The sequence below is a fragment of the Roseitalea sp. genome (assembly GCF_984466335.1).
The window spans coordinates 2,155-21,171 of the sequence record NZ_CFIFWG010000036.1 but is presented as its reverse complement, the minus strand read 5'-3'; the positions used below and the strand labels follow the sequence as shown (position 1 = coordinate 21,171).

Sequence of the window (19,017 nt, the reverse complement as noted above, 5' to 3'; positions counted from 1 at the left end):
TCGGCCCGCCGCCGCGCCCGCGCGCGAGGCACGCCGCGCCGCCGCGCCGCCCGCGCCACGGCGTCCGCGCCGCGCACCGGCGCCCGAGGCCGATTCGCCCGATGCTTCGGCGTCGGCCGCAACGTCGTTCTGGTCCATGCCCTTCTCCATCCACGCCGGATCGCGGCGCCACGCGCCGTTCGTTCGAAGTCTCGCGCGCGCCCGCTCCCGACACATTGCCCACAACGCCCTCGCCTTGCGCCGCTGCGACACGTCCCGCATGCGGAAATGCCTTGCCATCACCATAAATAACGATATAAAGATATCATTATATCAAAGCCGAACGACCTGTACGCCGAGAAGGTGCGTGTCGGGGTGGCGGCTTTTTGTCGTATTCGCTTCATGGGAGGTCGCACCCATCTCACTTGGCGGGGTTCGATCCCGCCTATGATCGAAAGTCAACTCGGCCGGTTGGGAGACCGTAAATGTCTGACGAAGAAGACATCGTCCTGTCGGAGCTTGCGGACGACGAGCTGGTGCAGCAGATGCACGACGACCTTTACGACGGGCTCAAGGATGAGATCGTCGAGGGCACGCGGATCCTGCTCGAACGCGGCTGGGTGCCCTACGACGTGCTCACCAAGGCGCTGGTCGAGGGCATGCGCATCGTCGGCGAGGACTTCCGCGACGGCATCCTGTTCGTGCCCGAGGTGCTGCTGTCGGCCAACGCGATGAAGGCGGGCATGGCCATTTTGCGCCCGCTCCTGGCCGAGACGGGCGCCCCCAAGCTGGGCAAGATGGTGATCGGCACCGTCAAGGGCGACATTCACGACATCGGCAAGAACCTGGTCGGCATGATGATGGAGGGCGCCGGCTTCGACGTGGTCGATCTGGGCATCAACAATCCGGTCGAGAACTATCTGGAGGCGATCGAGCGCGAGCAGCCCGACATTGTCGGCATGAGCGCGCTCCTGACCACCACCATGCCCTACATGAAGGTCGTCATCGACACGATGAAGGAAAAGGGCATCCGCGACGACCACATCGTGCTGGTGGGCGGCGCGCCGCTCAACGAGGAGTTCGGCCAGGCGATCGGCGCGGACGCCTATTGCCGCGACGCGGCGGTGGCGGTCGAGACGGCGAAACTGTTCATGAAGCGCCGCCACAACCGGATGGAGCACGCCTGACCGGATACCGGCGCCGCCGGCATCAGGCGTCGCGCCAGGTGACGAGCTTGGTCACCGCATAGTTGAACAGGGCGCTCATGACGGCGCCGGCCAGGCCGGCGATCCAGACCGGGGCGCCCCATTCGAAGATGCGCTCGGCCACGGCGATGTTGCCGAGCGCGCCGATCGAGCAGACCGCATAAAAGGTCGCAAGACCGCCCCAGAATCGGCTGCCCACGAGCTTGCGATGTCCATAGGTAACCTGATTGTTGAAGACGAAGTTCGTCGACATTGCGACATAGGTCGCAAAGGTCTGCGCCAGGGTGAAGTTGAGGCCGGACGCCGAAAATCCGTAAAGTGCGGCCATGTGCACCACAAGACCGGACGTGCCGACCATCGCGAACAAGAGGAACTGCGCCGGCACGAGGCCGCCGGTGAAGCGCGAGACCAAAAGTCCAAGGAACTGGATGGTGACCAGAAAGCCGAGCTTGCTCTGGCCGGCAACGCGCTCGCGAAACGCGAACGGCACCTCGCGAATGTCCAGTTCCGCGCCGCACCGGCTGACGATGTCGAACAGGATCTTGAACCCCTCGCGCGAGACCGAGCCGGCGACGCGGTCGGCAACGTCCCGCCGCAGCATGAAGAAGCCGCTCATCGGATCGGTCGTGTAGCGGCCGGTGATCATGTTGGCAAGCGAGGTCGCCAGTTCGCTGCCCCTGGCGCGGGCCTTCTTGTGAAAGCCGCCGCCGGCCTTGATGCCCTCAAGATAGCGCGACCCGATCACCAGATCTGCGCCGTCGGCGATTGCGGCGAGCATCGCCGGCAGCCGCGTCTCGTCATGCTGCATGTCGGCGTCCATGATCACGATGACGGGCGCGTTGGCGGCCATCATGCCCTCGACGCAGGCTCCCGACAGGCCGCGACGGCCGACCCGGCGGATGCATCGCGCATGCGGATGGGCGCGCGCGACCGCGCGCGTCACCGCCGCGGTGCCGTCCGGGCTGTCATCGTCGACGACGATGATCTCGTGGGCGAGCCCGCCCAGCGCACCGCCGATCCGGCCGACGATGACCGGGATGTTCTCGGCCTCGTTATAGGATGGCAGCACGACCGAAAGGGCCGGCGCGGCGGCCACCGGTTCGGCGTCAGCGGCTATGGTCTGGTGCTTCACGTCAACCGTTCCACTTGGAAAAGCAGGGCAAAGCCCTATACCTCTCGCCCGCCGGGCGCAATCGGGCAAGGCGACCGGCCGCGAACATATTAAACTGACCGACCATGCCGAAAAGTAAACAGATTCCAGGTCCCGCCCCCGTCCGCGTCATCGGATGCGGGATGATCGCGCGCGAAATCCTGGACGTGTGCCGCGCCAACGGGCTCGATCACATTTCGCTCACCTGCCTTCCGGCCGACTTCCACCATCATCCCGAAAGGATCGCCCCCGCCGTCGACAAGGCGATCGAGCAGGCGCGCGCCGATGGCTTCGAGCGCATCTTCGTCGGCTATGCCGATTGCGGCACGGGCGGCATGCTCGACAGGGTCTGCGAACGCCACGGGGTGGAGCGGATCGCCGGGCCGCACTGTTTTTCCTTTTACATCGGCAACGACGCCTTCGCCGCGGCCGACCAGGACGAATATCTGACGACCTTCTTCATGACCGATTTCCTGGCCAGGCATCTGGACGCGTTCCTGATCCGGCCTCTGGGGCTCGACCGCCATCCCGAACTGCGCGATGTCTATTTCGCGCACTATACCCGCCTGCTCTACATCGCCCAGACCGACGAGGCGGCCCTGACCGTCAAGGCGCGCGCGGCAGCCGAGCGGTTGGGCCTGGCGTTCGAACGGCGCCTAACGGGCCATGGCGACCTTGCGGCGGCGCTGCGCGCGGCGTCCGCGGCGCCGGACAAAGGTCTGTAAACAAATCCGTGCGATGAGGAGGGGCGATGACACCGAGGCGAAGGTGCGCCATGAATGACCGATTATGAACCGCCCGATGCTCGAACAGGACAGGACCGAAGCCGACCCGCCACCGCCCGACGACGCCGGGCGGCCCCACCGGCCGCGCGCGCTGTCGCAGGTGATGCGCGAACTTGCCGCGCGCGAGCACGGCGACGTCACGGTGCGCTGCATCCGCAACGCGCTCGCCGACCGGTCCTTCGCGACCTTCCTGGTCTTCACGTGCGTGATCAACATGCTCCCCTTCCCGCCCGGCTCGACGGTGGTGCTGGGCGTGCCGATCGTGCTGGTCGCGCTTCAGATGGTCGCCGGCCGCCACACGGTCTGGCTGCCCGACTTCTTCCTCAGGCGCTCGATGAGCCGCGAGCGCTTCGGCCGGATGACGCGGCGCATCATACCGTTGCTCGAACGGCTCGAAACGCTGATCAGGCCCCGCCGCTGGCCGTTCTCGACGACCCGGAGCGCCGAACGCGCGATCGGCGTCTGCGCGCTCGTGCTCGGCATCGCGGTGATCCTGCCGGTACCGTTCGGCAACTGGTTGCCGGCCTTCGCCTGCGCGATATGCGGCCTGGCCCTGTCCGAGCGTGACGGCGTCTGGCTTTGGATCGGCGTCGGTCTGGGCATCGTGGCGATCCTGATCATCGCCGGCGTGCTCGTGACCGCGGGCGTTTTCGCGCTGCACTGGATTGGACAGCGATGACGGCACGGATCGTTGTTCTGACGTCCGGCGGTTCGGCGCCGGCCATGATCGTCAACGCGCTCGCGGCGGTCTTCGATGATCTGACCGTCATGCGCGAGCCGCCGGAGCCCAGGGCCGTTTTCCTCAGGCGCCGCGCGCGGCGGCTCGGATGGCCGCGGGTCGCAGGGCAGCTTCCGGTGATGGTCGGCGCGCGCCTTTCCAAGCGCTTGCTGGACCGGCGTTTTGCCGAGATCGCGGCCGCCCACGCGGTCAGCATGGCCTGGCCCGAGGCGGTGCCGACCATCGACGTGCCCCCGGCAAACGATCAGGGTTTCATCGCCGCGCTCGAAGAGCACGCGCCGGACCTTTTGTTCATCATCGGGGCGCGGATGCTGACCAGGGCGACCCTCGAACGGCTCCCCTGCCCCGCCATCAACTTCCATGCCGGCATCACGCCCGACTATCGCGGCGTCAATGGCGGCTACTGGGCGATCGCGAACGGCCGGCCGGAGCGCTATGGCGGGACGGTGCATGTCGTCGACGCCGGCGTCGACACCGGAAAGGTGATCGCGCAGAAGATCTGCAAGCCCGATCCGCGCGACACCATCTTCACCCATCATCACGCGCTCACCGCGCAATGCGCCGACCTGTGCGTGGCCGCCGTCGACGCAGCGCTGGCCGGCCGCGTGATGGACCCGCAGCCGCAAGGCGCCTCGCATCAGCACTATCACCCCACGCTCTGGGGCTGGATCGCGACCGGCCTGCGCCGGCGCGCATGGTAAGCGCGAGGCGCTGTCGCTTTTGGATTTGCACGCGTCGCCGCCAAGGAAGCCGGCGCGATGGAACTCACCCATTGTCATGCTCGAAAGGAACAGATGTGGCTAACAGGATCATCGTCTACTGGCGCGACATTCCCGCCCAGGTGATCGTCAAGAAGCGGCGCGAGGCGGCCAAGCGCGAGCTGTCGCTGCGCTTCACCGAGGCGATCGACATGTGCGCGATGCGCGTGGGCGCAAGGGACAGCGATGCCTATCTGGCCGAATGGCGCAAGGGCGACCCGGAGCCGGTCGGAGACGATTTGGACATGGAAGCCGACAAGGCGGCCGAACGCCTGGAAGCCGACTATACGCAGGAACGCCTGAAGGCCCTGATCAAGGCCGAGGGCTTTGAACGCAACGACGCCGCATGACGGCAGCCACGGGACCGGTGCCATGAACCAGCAGCGCATACCTGCCTCGATCGAGGTCGCTCCGAAACAGGCCGCCGAATCGGCGAGCCTTGCCGGCCTCTTCCCGCCGGGCACGCGCGTCTACATCACCGATGTCGGCTCCGATCCCTCCCCCGTGCTCGTGCGCGCGGCAAGGCGCGTGCGGGATATGGGCTACGAGCCGGTTCCGCACTTCGCCTCGCGCCGGCTGACCACGCACGCAGCGCTCGAAGAGCGCGTCAAGGCGATGGCCGGCGAGGCCGGCGTCAGGGACGTGCTCGTCATCGGCGGCGGGCTGGAGCGCCCCGCCGGCGCCTTCACCTCGACCATGCAGGTGCTCGAAACGGGCCTGTTCGACCGGCACGGCGTCACCGACATCGGCGTCGCCGGCCATCCGGAAGGCTCGCCCGACTTCACCGAGCAGGTCGCGCTCGAAGCTTTGCGCCTCAAGAAGAATTTCGGCGAACGCACGGGCGCGCGCATGCGCATCGTCACCCAGTTCGGCTTTGACGGCGAAAAATTCGCGGCCTGGACGCGGGGCCTGCGCGCGGCCGGCATCGACATGCCGGTCCATCTGGGCGTTGCGGGACCCGCCAAGGTGACGACGCTGATCAGGTTCGCGGCCATGTGCGGCGTCGGCAACTCTCTGAGCTTCTTCAAGCGCAACATGCGCTCGATCGCAACGCTCGCCACCTCCCATTCGCCCGAAAGCGTGGTCGGCCCGATCGAGGCGGCCTGGCGCGCCGATCCGGCCGGTGCGATCCGCCAGATCCACGTCTTCCCGTTCGGCGGCATGAAAAAGGCGGCCGAATGGCTTGCGGATCGCGGATCATGGGATATAAAGACATCCATATATCCACATGTCCAACAGGGTGCCTGACGTTCGGGTGACCCCTTTTTCGGGATTGAGACCATGGTTCGCACGGTCGTCGCCTCGGCGACAAAGGAAACCCTCATCGGCTTCGACCAGCCCTTCTGCGTGATCGGCGAGCGGATCAACCCGACCGGGCGCAAGATCCTCAATGAGGAGCTGGAACGCGACGATTTCTCGCGCGTGCAAGCCGATGCGATCGCCCAGGTCGAGGCGGGCGCGACGGTGCTCGACATCAATTCGGGCGCGGTGTTTTCCAACAAGATGGCCGAAGATGCGCGCTACGCCGACAACAATTTCGTCGAGCCGATGCTGATGCCCAAGCTCATCGAGATGGTCCAGAACGTGACCGACTGCCCCTTGTGCATCGATTCGTCCGTGCCCGGCGCGCTGGAGAACGGCCTGAAGGCCGCCAAGGGCCGTCCGCTTCTGAACTCGGTGACGGGCGAGGAAGAACGGCTGGAGATCGTCCTGCCGCTGGTCAAGAAGTACGACGTGCCGGTGGTGGCGATTTCCAATGACGACACCGGCATCTCCGAGGATCCCGACGTGCGCTTTGCCGTCGCCAAGACCATCGTCGAGCGCGCCGCCGATCACGGCATTGCCGCCCACGACATCGTCGTCGACCCGCTGGTGATGCCGATCGGCGCCATGGCCACCGCCGGCCATCAGGTGTTCACGCTGGTGCGCCGGCTGCGCGAGGAACTGGGCGTCAACACAACGTGCGGCGCCTCCAACATCTCCTTCGGCCTGCCCAACCGCCACGGCATCAACAACGCGTTCCTGCCGATGGCCTTCGCGGCGGGCATGACCAGCGCGATCATGAACCCGGTCGCCCTGCCCGTCGGCCCCAGGAAGCTCGCAGAGAAGAAGGCCGCCGTCGAGGCCGCCGGCGTCATCCTGCCGCCGGATATGGACGACGAGACCTTCGTCCGGCTTTTCGGCATGGGCTCGACCAGGCCCCGCGCGGGCAAGGAAATGGAAGCCATCCGCGCCGCCAACTTCCTGCTCGACCATGATGAGGGCGGCGCGGACTGGATCACGTTCAACAAGCCTGCGTCGGCTTCGGCGGCCAATTCCAATGCAAGCGCGGGCCGCGCCGGCGGCCGCCGCGGCGGTCGTGCGGCCCGGGCGCGAGGCTAGCGAAGGCGTCGCCCCTTGGCGGCGGAGCACCGACTTGGCGCGTATCCTGATCATGACACTGGGCTCGCGCGGCGATGTGCAGCCCTATGTCGCGCTAGGCGAAAGACTGGCCGAGCGCGGCCATGACGTCACTTTATCGACCGGCAGCGGCTTTGACGAATTTATAGAGGGGCGCGGCATGACCAGCGCGCCATTGTCGATTGACGTTGAGGCGATGCTAGACAACCCGGACATCCAGGCGGCGCTGCGTACCCTGAAAGGCAAGTGGGACGCCTTTCGGTCGACACAGGATTTGATGCAGCGACAGCTCGACGAGTTCTGGACCATCGCCCGCGACACAAAGTCCGATCTGATCGTCTACCACCCCAAGGCGTTTATCGCCGCCTACATCGCCCGCGCGTTGGGGACGGCCGCTGTGCCGAGCTTTCTGCAACCCGGCTATGTGCCGACACGCACGTTCGCCAACCCGCTTGCCCCCCTTCCGGCGCTTGGGCGGTTCGGCAACCGCTTGTCGTGGGCGTTGATGATCCCGGCGATGCGGCTCGGTTACCGCGCCATGCTCAAGAGATGGTTCCCGCGCCACCCGGACGTCAAGGCAAGGCCCGCCATCGACGTGCTGGCTGGCTACCATCCGGAGACAAAAGCCGTTCTCCGGTTGCACGCCCACAGCACCCATCTGGTGCCGAAGCCGGCCGACTGGACCGGCGACGATCACGTCACCGGTGCCTGGTTCACCAAACCGGACACGAACTGGCAGCCATCCGCGGACCTGTCGGCCTTCCTTAAAGCGGGTCCGCCGCCAACCTATGTTGGTTTTGGCTCGATGCCCGCAGCCGATGCGGAGCGAACCACCGCGACCGTGCTGGCTTCGCTCAGGCAAACCGGAACCCGCGCAATCGTCGCCAAGGGATGGGGCGCGCTTTCGCAGGTGACCGCCGACGACGGCATCCATGTTCTGGACAGCGCCCCGCACGACCGGCTGTTTCCCGAATGCAGCGCGGTCGTGCACCATGGCGGCGCAGGCACAACCCATGAGGGTCTGCGCTGGGGCCGACGGACGCTCGTCTGCCCTGTCTTTGGCGACCAGCCCTTCTGGGGCAACATGGTCGCCAGCCAAGGCGCAGGCCCCGCACCACTGCCACTCAACCGCCTGACTTCGGACAGCCTGAGCAACGCCCTTTTCGAATTGCAGACGCCGGCCTATGCCAAGGCCGCCCAAGCGCTCGGCGCCGCGATCCGCCAGGAAGGTGGCGCCGCCGAGGGCGCACGGCTGGTCGAGTCGATGCTGGAGACCTGAATGACAACCGACCCCCTCGTCCTGTTCATGCCGTCCGGCAGGCGCGGGCGTTTTCCGAAAGGAACGCCGGTGCTCGATGCCGCGCGGGAACTGGGTGTTTATGTCGAAAGCGTGTGCGGCGGGCGCGGCATATGCGGGCGCTGCCAGGTGGAGGTGGCCGAGGGCCGGTTCGCCAAGCACGCCATCACCTCGTCCGCCGACCACATCTCGGCCTTCGGCGCCAAGGAACGGCGCTATGCCGAAAAGCGCGAACTGAAGCCAGGCCGGCGCCTGTCCTGCTCGGCGACCGTCGAGGGCGATCTGGTCATCGACGTGCCCGCCGACGCCCAGGTGAACACGCAACTGGTGCGCAAGGCGGCCGACACCAGGACCTTCCCGCGCAATCCGGCGCTGCAACTGTGCTATGTCGAGGTCGAGGAACCGGACATGCACAAGCCTCTGGGCGATCTCGACCGGCTGTTCGCCGCGCTCGGGAAAGACTGGGGGTTCAAGACCCTGTCCGCCGACCCGCATCTGCCGCCACGGGTCCAGGCGATCCTGCGCAAGGGCGAATGGGCGGTGACGGCGGCGGTGCACCAGCCGGTCGCGGACGGTCCGGCCACGCTCGTCGCGCTCTGGCCGGGCCTGAAGAACGAGGCCTACGGCATCGCCTGCGACATCGGCTCGACCACCATCGCGCTGCATCTGGTCTCGCTTCTGTCGGGCCTGACCATCGCCTCGGCCGGCGCGTCCAACCCGCAGATCCGCTTCGGCGAGGACCTGATGAGCCGCGTCTCCTATGTGATGATGAACCCGGACGGGCGCGAGGCGATGACGGACGCCGTGCGCGATGCGGTGAACGGGCTGGTCGGCGAGGTGGTCGAGACCTCGGGCATCGATCGCGCCGCCATTCTGGACGCGGTCTTCGTGGGCAACCCGATCATGCATCACCTGTTCCTGGGCATCGACCCGACCGAACTGGGCGGCGCGCCCTTCGCGCTCGCCGTCTCCGATGCGGTCGAAATGCCCGCCCGCGCCAACGGCCTCGATCTGGCGGACGGCGCCCGGCTCTACATGCTGCCCTGCATCGCCGGCCATGTGGGCGCCGACGCCGCCGCCGCCACCCTGTCCGAAGGCCCGCACCGGTCGGACGACATCATGCTCATGGTCGATGTCGGCACCAATGCCGAGATCGTGCTCGGCAACGCCGATCACGTCGTGGCCGCATCCTCGCCCACCGGTCCCGCCTTCGAGGGCGCCGAGATTTCATCGGGCCAGCGCGCCGCCAATGGCGCGATCGAGCGCGTGCGCATCGATCCGGCGACGCTGGAGCCGCGCTTTCGGGTCATCGGCACCGATGCATGGTCCGACGAGCCGGGCTTTGCCGAAAAGGCCGAAAAGACCGGCGTCACCGGCATTTGCGGCTCGGGCATCATCGAGGTGGTGGCGGAAATGTTCCTCGCCGGCATCATTTCGGAGGACGGCGTGATCGACGGCGCGCTGACCGCAAGATCGCCCCGGATCGTCGCCGACGGCCGCACCTTCTCCTACGTGCTGCACGAGGGCGCCCAGAGGATCGCGGTCACCCAGAACGACATCCGCGCCATCCAGCTCGCCAAGGCCGCGCTCTATGCCGGCATCAGGCTTTTGATGGACAGGCAGGGTCTCGAAAAGGTCGACCGCATCCGCTTCGCCGGCGCGTTCGGCACCTTCATCGATCCCAAATATGCGATGGTGCTGGGCCTGATCCCCGATTGCGACCTCGACAACGTCAAGGCCGTGGGCAACGCGGCCGGCACCGGCGCGCGCATGGCGCTGATCAACCGCGACTATCGCCGCCAGATCGAGGAGACGGTCCGGACGATCGACAAGATCGAGACGGCGCTGGAGCCCAGGTTCCAGGACCATTTCGTCGCCGCCATGGCGTTGCCCAACAAGAAGGACGCGTTCCCGCGCCTTGCCGAGGCCGTCACCTTGCCGCCGCGCGCGCCGCGGCCGGCCAACGACACGGGCGACGGCGCGCCCCCGCGCCGCCGCCGGGGACGGCGCGGCCGAGGCTGATGCGCTGCATCGCGCCGCTGAGCCTGTCGAAGGGGCATTGTCCTTGCGGGCCACGAAAAATCTCATCCACCAAAGCGCTTCAAGCCAAACAGGACATGCTCTAAAGCCGGGCCATGATCCGGACGCCCGCCTCCCCGCTCGTTCTCGTGCTCCTGCTCTGGCTTGCCGGGCTGGGCGCGGCCGCGCAGTTCGCCAAGGTCGCCGTGGTCCTTCCCGAGATCCAGCTTGCCTATGGCAGCACGGGGGTCGCCTCGGGCTTCCTGGTCTCGCTGATTTCCCTGCTCGGCATCGTTTTCGGCATGGTAGCCGGCTTCCTGGCCATCCGGATCGGGCTGCGCCGCCTCTTGCTCGGGGGGCTTTATCTCGGCGCCGCGATCTCCCTGCTTCAAGCGCTCATGCCGCCCTTCGAGGTGATGCTGGCGACCCGCTTCGTCGAGGGTTTCTCGCACCTGGCCATCGTCGTCGTCACGCCGACGCTGATCGCCCGGGTCACGCCGCAAAGACACCAGGGCGCGGCGCTGACGCTGTGGGGCACCTTCTTCGGCGTCGCCTTCGCGGCCGTGGCGCTGGCCGCGCCGACGATCATCGCGCGCGCCGGGCTGCCGGGCCTGTTTGCCGCCCATGGCGCGTGGATGCTCGCCTTCGCGCTGATCGCCACCGCGCTGCTCCCGCCCCCGCCCAGGGCCCGCATCGAAAAGGGCGGCCTTGGCCCCGCGGCCGTTCTGGCGCGCCACCGGGCGGCCTATTGCAATCCGGCCATCGCCGCTCCGGCGCTGGGCTGGGCCTGCTACACGCTGACCTTCGTTGCGCTTCTGGCCGTCCTGCCGCCGCTGCTCGAACCGCGCGACCGGCTGATCGCCGCCACATGGATGCCGATCGCCAGCATCGCGACCTCGATGACGGTCGGCGTCATGCTCCTGCGGTACATCCCGGCGATCGGCGTCGTCATCGCCGGTTTTGCCGCTTCGCTCGCCATGTCCGCGCTGCTCCTGGCGACCGGGGCGAACCTGTGGGTCGGCATCGCCCTTTTTGGCTGCCTGGGCCTGGTCCAGGGCGCCAGCTTCGCCGCCGTCCCGCAACTCAACGCGACCGACGCCGACCGGACGCTGGCCAATGGCGGGCTTGCCCAGATGGGCAATCTGGGCAACACGGCCGGCACGCCGCTGATGTTGATCGTCGTTTCGACGGCCGGCTTCGCCGGCCTGCCGCTGCTGCTGATCGCCTGCTATCTGGCGGCGATCGCCATCCACATCCTGCTTGCCCGGATGCGCCGGAGGTGACCGCAGGACCGCGGCTTAACCTCTCGTTCACCGCGATGATGCGCCGGCGCAACAATGGCGCAATTTTCACAGGGCGCTTCGCTTTTGTCATCGCAATCGCGCCAGCGGTTATCCATATGGGTCCGATGAGCCGCCCCAACGGGGACAGGCGAATCGAACGATCCCAAACCGTTCGATAGCCGTCCTTATAATAGCCGGCGGGTTCCCGCCAAGCGACGGGTCCAAACCGTCGTCGGAACCGTCCGGTCGCGCCAAGGCTGCTCCGTGTGAAATGGCAAGCGCATGGAGTGAAACGATGACCATTTTCGCAAGACTTTTCCGCACCGGCACGAGGGTCGCCTACGCGCCGACGAACGGCGTGAACCTGACGACCGTTTTCGCACGCGATCGCCTTTCGCGCACCATGCCCGGCGAAACCGCCGCGCGCGCGGGGGCCAGCTACGGTCTTTTCGTCTGAGTCCGGACGCCGACCGGCCGCCTGCGGCCCGCAAACCGGCATTCGCCCCGCCCTCGCGGTTGGGGCGCTGCACCGTTGCGGCCGCCGGCCGGCCCGTGCCGTTTCGCCTCGCGCGCCTGAAACATCTTGCGCGGGCGGCCGAGTGCTGATTGTGTGACGCACAGACGACATCGTCCACGCGCGTTCGGCGCGCGGCCTTGATGGGAGTTGGGGTATGGACGCAAGGACGGCCGGGAGCGGCACGCCTATTCGCACCATCGTGTTCCTGCTGGTGCCCGAATTCACGATGATCGCCTTCACCTCGGCGGTCGAGGCGCTGCGTTCGGCCAACCGGATGCTTGGGTTTGACGCCTATCGCTGGCGGCTGGCCAGCGAGACCGGTGCGCCGGTGACCGCCTCCAACGGCGTCGAGGTCATGGCCGGCAACACGGTCGCCGACGAGCGGCGGATGATCGGCACGCCAGACCGGGCATCGCTTTTCCTGGTCTGCGGCGGGGTCAATGTGGAAACCCATACGACGAGGGCGGCCACGGGCATCGTGCGGGAACTGCATGCGCGCGGCATCGGCGTCGGCGGTCTTTGCACGGGTGCCCATGTCATCGCGGCCGCGGGGCTTTTGAGCGGCCGGCGCTGCGCGATCCACTGGGAGAACCTGCCGGGCTTTGCCGAAAAGTTTCCCAAGGCCGAGGTCTTCGCCGACCTTTTCGAGGTGGACGGCAACATCCATACCTGCGCCGGCGGCACCGCGGCGCTCGACATGATGCTGTCGCTGATCGCCGCCGATTTCGACGACGATCTGGTCAACCGGGTCTGCGAGCAGATGCTGACCGACCGCGTGCGCGCGGCGACCGACCGGCAAAGGCTGCCGCTGCGTGCGCGCCTTGGCGTCCAGAACGCGCGCGTCCTTTCGATCATCGAACTGATGGAAGCCAATCTGTCCGAGCCGCTGTCGCTGGTCGAGATCGCCAGGCATGTCGGCCTGTCGCGCCGCCAGATCGAACGGCTGTTCCGGCAGGAGATGGGCCGCTCGCCGGCACGCTACTATCTGGAAATCCGGCTTGACCGCGCCCGCCATCTTCTGGTCCAGTCCACCATGCCGGTGGTGGAGGTGGCGATCGCCTGCGGCTTTGTGTCCGCGTCGCACTTTTCCAAATGCTATCGCGAACTCTATGCGAAATCGCCGCAGCAGGAGCGCGCAGAGCGCAAACAGTTGACGGTGGCCTGATCACCGCCCGACACAGGAGCAAGCCATGCCATCCCCCATACGCCTCGTTCTGTCCTTGCTGCTGACGCTCGCGGTCGCAGCGCCCGCCATGGCGGCCGAGAAACGGTTTCTACTCGCGACGACGACGTCGACCGAAAATTCCGGGCTCCTCGACGCCATCATTCCGCTGTTCACCGAAGCGACCGGGATCGGGATCGACGTCGTCGCGGTGGGCACCGGCCAGGCGCTCGAAATGGGCCGGCGCGGCGATACCGCGGCGATCCTCGTGCACGACCGGATCGGCGAAGAGCGGTTCGTCGCGAACGGCCACGGCACCGACCGGCGCGATGTGATGTACAATGATTTCGTCATCATCGGCCCCGCGGCCGATCCGGCCGGCCTTTCGGGCGCGCGCGATACGATCGAGGCGATGACGCGGATCGCGGCGACCGACAGCATTTTCGTCTCGCGCGGCGACGACAGCGGTACCCACCGGAAGGAGCTGCGCCTTTGGGCCGAAGCGGCGCTCGATCCGGCAGGCTTCGGCCCGTGGTATCGCGAGGCGGGCGCCGGCATGGGCCAGACCATCCTGACCACCACGCAGATGGGTGGCTACACCATGACCGACCGCGCCACCTGGGTGAAGTTCGGCCGCAAGGACGGCCATGCGATCGCGTTCGAGGAGGACCCGCCCCTGTTCAACCCCTATTCCTCGATCATCGTCACGAACGAGGTCATTCCCCCTCGGGAGACCGAATGGGCGACCGCCTGGCACCAATGGCTGACCGGCGAAGCGGGCCGCGAGGCGATCCGCGCCTATCGGGTCGACGGCCAGCAACTGTTCTTCATCGCCGGCGACGAGGAAGCGGGTTAGCCCGTCGCACGTTGCGACCCGCGCTCGCGCGTCACCCACCAGGTGAGCACCGTCACGCCAAACGAGATCGCCACCAGAACGACGCCGAGCGCCACGGCGATGTTGAAATTGCCCTGGCGCGTCTCCAGCGTGATCGCCGTCGTCATCACCCGCGTCGACCCGCGAATGTTGCCGCCCACGATCATCACCGCGCCGACCTCCGAGATCGCCCGGCCAAACGCCACCAGGAACGCGGTGACGAGGCCGGCCCGCGTCATCTTCATCAATTCGACGATCTGGCGCCAGCGCGCGCGGATGTCGAGCCGCACCTGCTCGCCATAGTCGGCCCAGGCGGGCGCGCAGGCCCGGTGCGAGAAGACCGTGATCACGGGCAGCGTGATGATCACCTGCGCGATGACGATCGCCGCCGGCGTGAACAGCAGGTCGAGCCAGCCCAGCGGCCCCGACCGCGAAAGGACGATATAGACGACGAGCCCGACGACCACGGTCGGCACGGCCAGCAGCGCCGAGAAGATCGCAAGCCACACGCGCCGCGGGCGCTCCCGCAGGGTGCAGAACAGGGCTCCGAGCGGCGCGCCGATCGCCATGCCGATCAGCGATGCGGTCAGGCTGACCCGCACCGACAAGAGGACAATTCCGAGGATTTCACCGCCGTCAGCCATGGCGGCAGGCATAGACCGATTGGCTCAGCGAGGGAATTGGGATTTCGCCCGCGCTTGGCGCGTTCAGCCATGCTCGATGGCCTTGCGCAGCGCGGCGTTGATCCGCGTCTGCCAACCCTTGCCGCCGGCCTTGAAATGATCGAACACGTCTGCATCCAGGCGGATGGTTGTCGACACTTTGGGGTGTGCGGCGCGCGGACGCCCGCGTCGAACCTCCGCCACATCCAGTTTGGCCTGCCAATAGGATGTCGAAAGATCGGGTGCATCGTCGGGATCAACCCAGTCGGTCTTTGTTTCTCGCCTGTTCTCTGGCATTGGCCTTCCTCAACGAAATGATACGCCGAACATCGCCTCTCGGTGTCCAAACCATCACGACCATACGCGTGTCCAGATAACCAATCGTGATGAACCTGGCTCACCATAGTCTCGCCGGTCATCCGCGATGGTCAGCGTCGGACCCTCAAGGAAGACTTCCGCATCGGCCATATCCAGCCCGCGGTGCATCAGCGTCAATCGCCGCTTCGTGTCGTCAAACTCGATCCGCACAAATTCTTGTTACTACAAATAATAGGCAGTCGAAAGCGCTTCAAGACGCACCGTCACAAATGGATCAACGCAAATCCATGATCCCGCGCAGCCTCTCGCCTATGGTGCAGTCCACCGGCCCGTCATCGATAAGGTGAACGGGCAGCGCACCGGCCCCGCCATCGCCGCTCCACGCCTCCGGCGTCCTGCCCGCCAGTTCGAGCACGATCTTGCGGCGCACCGCCTCGGGGAAGCCGTCCCAATCGTCGACCGGCAGCACGAAGGCGCCCGGCCCGCCGACCACGCAGTCGCGATAATAGGCATCGAGCCCGGAAATGTTGAAGCCGAGGCCGCCCATCCAGGGCTCGGCCATGATCGGCAGCCCGTTGACGACGATGCCGCGATCGATCGCCTCGTCGCGCGCGACATCGACGCGGCCGCCCTGATTGTTGGGGCCGTCGCCGGAAATGTCGATGACCCGCCGCAGCCCGTCATAGCCATTGTCCTCGATCGCGGCGATGCCGAACAGGATCGCGCCGCTGATCGACGTGTTGCGCATGTTGGAGATCGGCGCCGCTTCGAGGCGCGCGGCGAACGCCTCGGCGTCGGCCGCGCCGCCGATCACCGTCCAGGGCACGATGACGCGTTGCAGGTCGGATCGCGCCCATTCGACATAGAGGACCGCCACCTCGCCGATCAGGCCGCCGGTGATCGCCTCGTGCACCGCGCGTGAACGAAAGGCCTCGGCATAGCCGCGTCGCTGAATCTGCAACTCGTTGAAACGCATCGAGCCGGATACATCGACGGCGAGCACGAGTTCGACGTCGACCTGCCGTTGCTGCGCCATGACCGGACATGCGGCCAGCACGGCGGCCGCCGCGAGCGCGGCGGCAAATCGGATGCGCTTCGACATGGCACGACCATAGGACATGAACGCGATAGGAAAAGGACAAGCGGGCGTACATATGGCGGCGCGGTTTTTCCTTTGCCATCGATCCGCGCGATATTCCGATGCGGCCGGACGGGCATCGTGCGACGCATCCGACGCCGGCCCGTCGCAGCCAGGACAGGGCGTTGACGCCGCCTTGCCGATAACGCTCACATGCCACCGGGCGCAGCGCGCCCGCGATCACGATTGCCGAGCGGAGGCGGACCCATGGCAGCTCTTCCCGAACATGCGAATGTCGTCATCATCGGTATCGGCGGCATTGTCGGCGCCTCGGTCGCCCATCACCTGATCGAGCGCGGCTGGAGGGACATTGTCGGCATCGACAAGTCGGCGATCCCCACCGATATCGGCTCCACCTCGCACGCCTCGGACTTCTGCTACACGACCAGCCACGACCATCTGTCCTGCTGGACGACGCTCTATTCGATCGATTTCTACGAGAAGATGGGCCGCTATGCGCGGGTCGGCGGTCTCGAAGTGGCGCGCGCCGGCGACGACGAGCGCATGGCCGAACTCAAGCGCAAGGTCGCCTCCGGCAAGGCGTTCGGCACCCGCGTCTCGATGATCTCGGCCGCCGAGACCAAGGAAAAGTTTCCGCTGCTGGAAGAAGCCATGATCCAGGGCGCCATGTGGGACCCGGACGCCGGCCTCGTCGTCCCCCGCTCGCAGGCCGTCGCCGGCGAACTGGTCGAGGCCGCCGAAAAGACCGGCAAATTGACCAGCTTCGCCAATTTGCCGGCGACAGACCTTGTGATCGAGGACGGCCGCATCGCCGGCGTGGTCACCGCGCGCGGCACCGTCCGCGCCGATCATGTGATCGTCTGCGCCGGGCTGTGGGGCCGGCTGATCGCCAAGATGGCGGGCGAGGATCTGCCCGTCATGCCGGTCGACCATCCGCTCTTGTGGTTCGGTCCCTATGAGGAATTTGCCGGCACCGGCAGGGAGATCGGCTGGCCGCTCTTACGCGATCAGGGCAATTCGGCCTATATGCGCGACACGGGCGATCCGAAATCGACCGAGGGCGGCATGATCGAATGGGGCTATTACGAGGAACGCGCGCCGCGCCTCGTCCACCCGCGCGACATCCTCGAAAAGAGTGAGGCGCGCCTGTCCCCCTCCCAGCGTGACCTCGACATGGAGCAGGTCATAGGGCCGCTTGAAAAGGCGATCGAACTGACGCCGATCCTGGGCGAACTCGGCTATGACGAAAAGCGCTCCTTCAACGGCCTGTTGCAGGCGACGACCGATGGCGGCGCCTGCTTGGGCGAATCGCAGACAGTGCGCGGCCTGTGGTACGCCGTCGCCGTCTGGGTCAAGGACGCGCCGGGCGTCGGCAAGCTGATCGCCGACTGGATGACCGACGGGCGCACCCATATCGACATTCACGGCGCCGACTATGCCCGCTTCCAGCCGCATCAGATCGAAGAGCAATATATCCACGACCGCTGCACCGAAACGGCATGCAAGATCTACAATCCCGCCGTTCACCCGCGCGAGCCCTTCTCCAAGGGCCGCAACGTGCGCCGCTCGCCCTTTTACGCGCGCGAGGTGGAAATGGGCGGCCACTTCATGGAGCTGGGCGGCTGGGAGCGCGCCCATGGCTATGCCGCAAACGAGCACCTGCTGGAAAAGTGGGCCGACAAGGTGCCAGTGCGCGCGAACGAGTGGGACAATCGCCACTTCTGGCGCGTCTCCAACGCCGAGCATCTGGAGATGAGCGACGATGTCGGCATGGTGAACCTGTCGCATTTCGCCATCTGCGATGTCGAGGGCCCCGATCATGTCGCCCTGATGGAGTGGCTGTGCGCCGCACGCATCGGCGGCGAGCGCAATATCGGCCGCGGCATCTACACCCATTTTTTGGAAGAAGACGGCGGCGTGCGCGCCGACCTGACCGTCATCCGCATGGCCGACCGCTGCCGGGTGATCGACGGCGCCGATGCCGGCCCGCGCGACTTCACCTTCATGAAGCGTATCGCCGCCGACAAGGGCTTTGACGTCACCGTCACCGACGTGACCGAAACCTACACCACCATCGGTCTTTGGGGGCCGAACGCGCGGACGACGCTGCAAAAGCTGGTCGCCAACCCCGAAGCGCTCGACCATGACAACTTCCCCTTCGCCACGCTGAAACGGATCGAGATCGCCGGCGTTGCGGTCACCGCCTTGCGCATCTCCTATGTCGGCGAACAGGGCTGGGAACTGCACATGCGCCACGACGAGGCCCTGCCCGTCTGGGACGCGATCCGCGCGCTCGGCGTCATGGCCTTCGGCGTCGAGACCTACGCCAATTCCCGCCGCATGGAAAAGAGCCTGCGCCTTCAGAACGCCGACCTTCTGACCGAATACAATCTGCTGGAGGCCGATCTCGCCCGCCCCAAGGTCAAGGAGGCCGATTTCCGCGGCAAGCAAGCCTATCTCGAACAGCGCGCCCGCAACCGGCAGCCGGCGACGCTGTGCACGCTGGTGATGACCGACAATGTCGACTCAGAAGGCGTCGCCCGCTTTCCGGTCGGCATCTGTCCCGTGCTGGACCGGGCGACAGGCGCGGTGCTGGTGGACGAGTTGGGCCGGCGCTCCTACACCACCTCGATCGCCTATGGGCCCACCGTCGGCCGGAACATCGCGCTTGCCTATCTGCCGCGCGACCGCGCCCGAAAGGGCAACGGGCTGATGATCGAATATTTCGGCGAGCACTATCCGGTCGAGGTGGCCGGGATCGGCTATGAGC

The 19,017-nt window shown here is 66.6% G+C and carries 19 protein-coding genes; 14 read left to right on the top strand and 5 right to left on the bottom strand.

Features of this window, described 5'->3' with window-relative positions:
- The first annotated feature begins 464 nt into the window (after positions 1-464).
- Positions 465-1,166, top strand: coding sequence for a corrinoid protein (locus AC5E6L_RS05345; protein WP_491771778.1), 702 nt, complete (start codon positions 465-467; stop codon positions 1,164-1,166).
- 22 nt (positions 1,167-1,188) lie between these two features.
- On the opposite strand, the gene AC5E6L_RS05340 is transcribed toward AC5E6L_RS05345, so the two are convergent.
- Positions 1,189-2,316 (bottom strand): glycosyltransferase, encoded by a 1,128-nt coding sequence (locus tag AC5E6L_RS05340; RefSeq protein WP_491771776.1) that lies wholly within the window; start codon positions 2,314-2,316, stop codon positions 1,189-1,191.
- 161 nt (positions 2,317-2,477) lie between these two features.
- Between AC5E6L_RS05340 and AC5E6L_RS05335 the strand changes: the two genes are divergently transcribed.
- From AC5E6L_RS05335 to AC5E6L_RS05280, 12 genes are all read left to right on the top strand, one after another.
- Positions 2,478-3,059 (top strand): DUF1638 domain-containing protein, encoded by a 582-nt coding sequence (locus tag AC5E6L_RS05335; protein WP_491771774.1) that lies wholly within the window; start codon positions 2,478-2,480, stop codon positions 3,057-3,059.
- A 64-nt stretch (positions 3,060-3,123) separates the two neighbouring features.
- Complete coding sequence (locus tag AC5E6L_RS05330; protein WP_491771772.1) at positions 3,124-3,798, top strand: exopolysaccharide biosynthesis protein; 675 nt, start codon at positions 3,124-3,126, stop codon at positions 3,796-3,798.
- Positions 3,795-4,559, top strand: a complete 765-nt coding sequence (locus AC5E6L_RS05325; RefSeq protein ID WP_491771770.1) for a formyl transferase — start codon at positions 3,795-3,797, stop codon at positions 4,557-4,559. The genes AC5E6L_RS05330 and AC5E6L_RS05325 overlap by 4 nt, the downstream gene beginning before the upstream one ends.
- Positions 4,560-4,654: 95 nt before the next feature.
- Positions 4,655-4,966, top strand: coding sequence for a virulence factor (locus tag AC5E6L_RS05320; protein ID WP_491230344.1), 312 nt, complete (start codon positions 4,655-4,657; stop codon positions 4,964-4,966).
- 22 nt (positions 4,967-4,988) lie between these two features.
- On the top strand, positions 4,989-5,864 hold the full coding sequence (locus AC5E6L_RS05315) for a methylenetetrahydrofolate reductase (RefSeq protein ID WP_491230345.1): 876 nt from the start codon (positions 4,989-4,991) through the stop codon (positions 5,862-5,864).
- A 33-nt stretch (positions 5,865-5,897) separates the two neighbouring features.
- On the top strand, positions 5,898-6,998 hold the full coding sequence (locus tag AC5E6L_RS05310; protein WP_491771768.1) for a methyltetrahydrofolate cobalamin methyltransferase: 1,101 nt from the start codon (positions 5,898-5,900) through the stop codon (positions 6,996-6,998).
- Between the two features lie 34 nt (positions 6,999-7,032).
- On the top strand, positions 7,033-8,295 hold the full coding sequence (locus AC5E6L_RS05305) for a glycosyltransferase (RefSeq protein WP_491771766.1): 1,263 nt from the start codon (positions 7,033-7,035) through the stop codon (positions 8,293-8,295).
- Positions 8,296-10,335 carry an ASKHA domain-containing protein gene (locus AC5E6L_RS05300; protein WP_491229835.1) on the top strand — a complete coding sequence of 680 codons (2,040 nt, stop codon included), beginning with the start codon at positions 8,296-8,298 and terminating at the stop codon, positions 10,333-10,335.
- Positions 10,336-10,448: 113 nt separating this feature from the next.
- On the top strand, positions 10,449-11,615 hold the full coding sequence (locus AC5E6L_RS05295; RefSeq protein ID WP_491771763.1) for an MFS transporter: 1,167 nt from the start codon (positions 10,449-10,451) through the stop codon (positions 11,613-11,615).
- Positions 11,616-11,910: 295 nt separating this feature from the next.
- Positions 11,911-12,072 carry a hypothetical protein gene (locus AC5E6L_RS05290; protein WP_491229833.1) on the top strand — a complete coding sequence of 54 codons (162 nt, stop codon included), beginning with the start codon at positions 11,911-11,913 and terminating at the stop codon, positions 12,070-12,072.
- A 214-nt stretch (positions 12,073-12,286) separates the two neighbouring features.
- Complete coding sequence (locus AC5E6L_RS05285; RefSeq protein WP_491229832.1) at positions 12,287-13,297, top strand: GlxA family transcriptional regulator; 1,011 nt, start codon at positions 12,287-12,289, stop codon at positions 13,295-13,297.
- A gap of 25 nt (positions 13,298-13,322) precedes the next feature.
- Positions 13,323-14,150 (top strand): ABC transporter substrate-binding protein, encoded by an 828-nt coding sequence (locus AC5E6L_RS05280; RefSeq protein WP_491771760.1) that lies wholly within the window; start codon positions 13,323-13,325, stop codon positions 14,148-14,150.
- On the opposite strand, the gene AC5E6L_RS05275 is transcribed toward AC5E6L_RS05280, so the two are convergent.
- From AC5E6L_RS05275 to AC5E6L_RS05260, 4 genes are all read right to left on the bottom strand, one after another.
- Positions 14,147-14,812 carry an ABC transporter permease gene (locus AC5E6L_RS05275; RefSeq protein ID WP_491771759.1) on the bottom strand — a complete coding sequence of 222 codons (666 nt, stop codon included), beginning with the start codon at positions 14,810-14,812 and terminating at the stop codon, positions 14,147-14,149. The two genes, AC5E6L_RS05280 and AC5E6L_RS05275, sit on opposite strands and share 4 nt — an antisense overlap.
- A 63-nt stretch (positions 14,813-14,875) precedes the next feature.
- Entirely contained in the window at positions 14,876-15,127 is a 252-nt protein-coding gene (locus tag AC5E6L_RS05270; protein ID WP_491771757.1) for a BrnA antitoxin family protein, read from the bottom strand.
- The gene (locus AC5E6L_RS05265; RefSeq protein ID WP_491771780.1) at positions 15,087-15,182 is read right to left on the bottom strand and encodes a hypothetical protein; all 96 of its coding nucleotides are present in this window, start codon (positions 15,180-15,182) and stop codon (positions 15,087-15,089) included. Before AC5E6L_RS05265 ends, AC5E6L_RS05270 begins: the two co-directional genes overlap by 41 nt.
- Positions 15,183-15,422: 240 nt before the next feature.
- Positions 15,423-16,250, bottom strand: a complete 828-nt coding sequence (locus AC5E6L_RS05260; RefSeq protein ID WP_491771755.1) for a DUF1194 domain-containing protein — start codon at positions 16,248-16,250, stop codon at positions 15,423-15,425.
- A gap of 243 nt (positions 16,251-16,493) precedes the next feature.
- Between AC5E6L_RS05260 and AC5E6L_RS05255 the strand changes: the two genes are divergently transcribed.
- On the top strand, positions 16,494-19,017 hold a 2,524-nt coding region (locus AC5E6L_RS05255; RefSeq protein WP_491771753.1), incomplete at its 3' end, for a GcvT family protein.

Excerpts from the sequence above, each read along its gene's own strand:
- AC5E6L_RS05335 (WP_491771774.1), top strand. The coding sequence starts at position 2,478 with ATGATCGCGCGCGAAATCCTGGACGTGTGCCGCGCCAACGGGCTCGAT.
- AC5E6L_RS05330 (WP_491771772.1), top strand. The coding sequence starts at position 3,124 with ATGAACCGCCCGATGCTCGAACAGGACAGGACCGAAGCCGACCCGCCA.
- AC5E6L_RS05270 (WP_491771757.1), bottom strand. The coding sequence starts at position 15,127 with ATGCCAGAGAACAGGCGAGAAACAAAGACCGACTGGGTTGATCCCGAC.
- AC5E6L_RS05275 (WP_491771759.1), bottom strand. The coding sequence starts at position 14,812 with ATGGCTGACGGCGGTGAAATCCTCGGAATTGTCCTCTTGTCGGTGCGG.
- AC5E6L_RS05310 (WP_491771768.1), top strand. The coding sequence starts at position 5,898 with ATGGTTCGCACGGTCGTCGCCTCGGCGACAAAGGAAACCCTCATCGGC.
- AC5E6L_RS05290 (WP_491229833.1), top strand. The coding sequence starts at position 11,911 with ATGACCATTTTCGCAAGACTTTTCCGCACCGGCACGAGGGTCGCCTAC.
- AC5E6L_RS05325 (WP_491771770.1), top strand. The coding sequence starts at position 3,795 with ATGACGGCACGGATCGTTGTTCTGACGTCCGGCGGTTCGGCGCCGGCC.
- AC5E6L_RS05285 (WP_491229832.1), top strand. The coding sequence starts at position 12,287 with ATGGACGCAAGGACGGCCGGGAGCGGCACGCCTATTCGCACCATCGTG.
- AC5E6L_RS05280 (WP_491771760.1), top strand. The coding sequence starts at position 13,323 with ATGCCATCCCCCATACGCCTCGTTCTGTCCTTGCTGCTGACGCTCGCG.
- AC5E6L_RS05265 (WP_491771780.1), bottom strand. The coding sequence starts at position 15,182 with ATGGTTTGGACACCGAGAGGCGATGTTCGGCGTATCATTTCGTTGAGG.
- AC5E6L_RS05260 (WP_491771755.1), bottom strand. The coding sequence starts at position 16,250 with ATGTCGAAGCGCATCCGATTTGCCGCCGCGCTCGCGGCGGCCGCCGTG.
- AC5E6L_RS05295 (WP_491771763.1), top strand. The coding sequence starts at position 10,449 with ATGATCCGGACGCCCGCCTCCCCGCTCGTTCTCGTGCTCCTGCTCTGG.
- AC5E6L_RS05345 (WP_491771778.1), top strand. The coding sequence starts at position 465 with ATGTCTGACGAAGAAGACATCGTCCTGTCGGAGCTTGCGGACGACGAG.
- AC5E6L_RS05315 (WP_491230345.1), top strand. The coding sequence starts at position 4,989 with ATGAACCAGCAGCGCATACCTGCCTCGATCGAGGTCGCTCCGAAACAG.
- AC5E6L_RS05300 (WP_491229835.1), top strand. The coding sequence starts at position 8,296 with ATGACAACCGACCCCCTCGTCCTGTTCATGCCGTCCGGCAGGCGCGGG.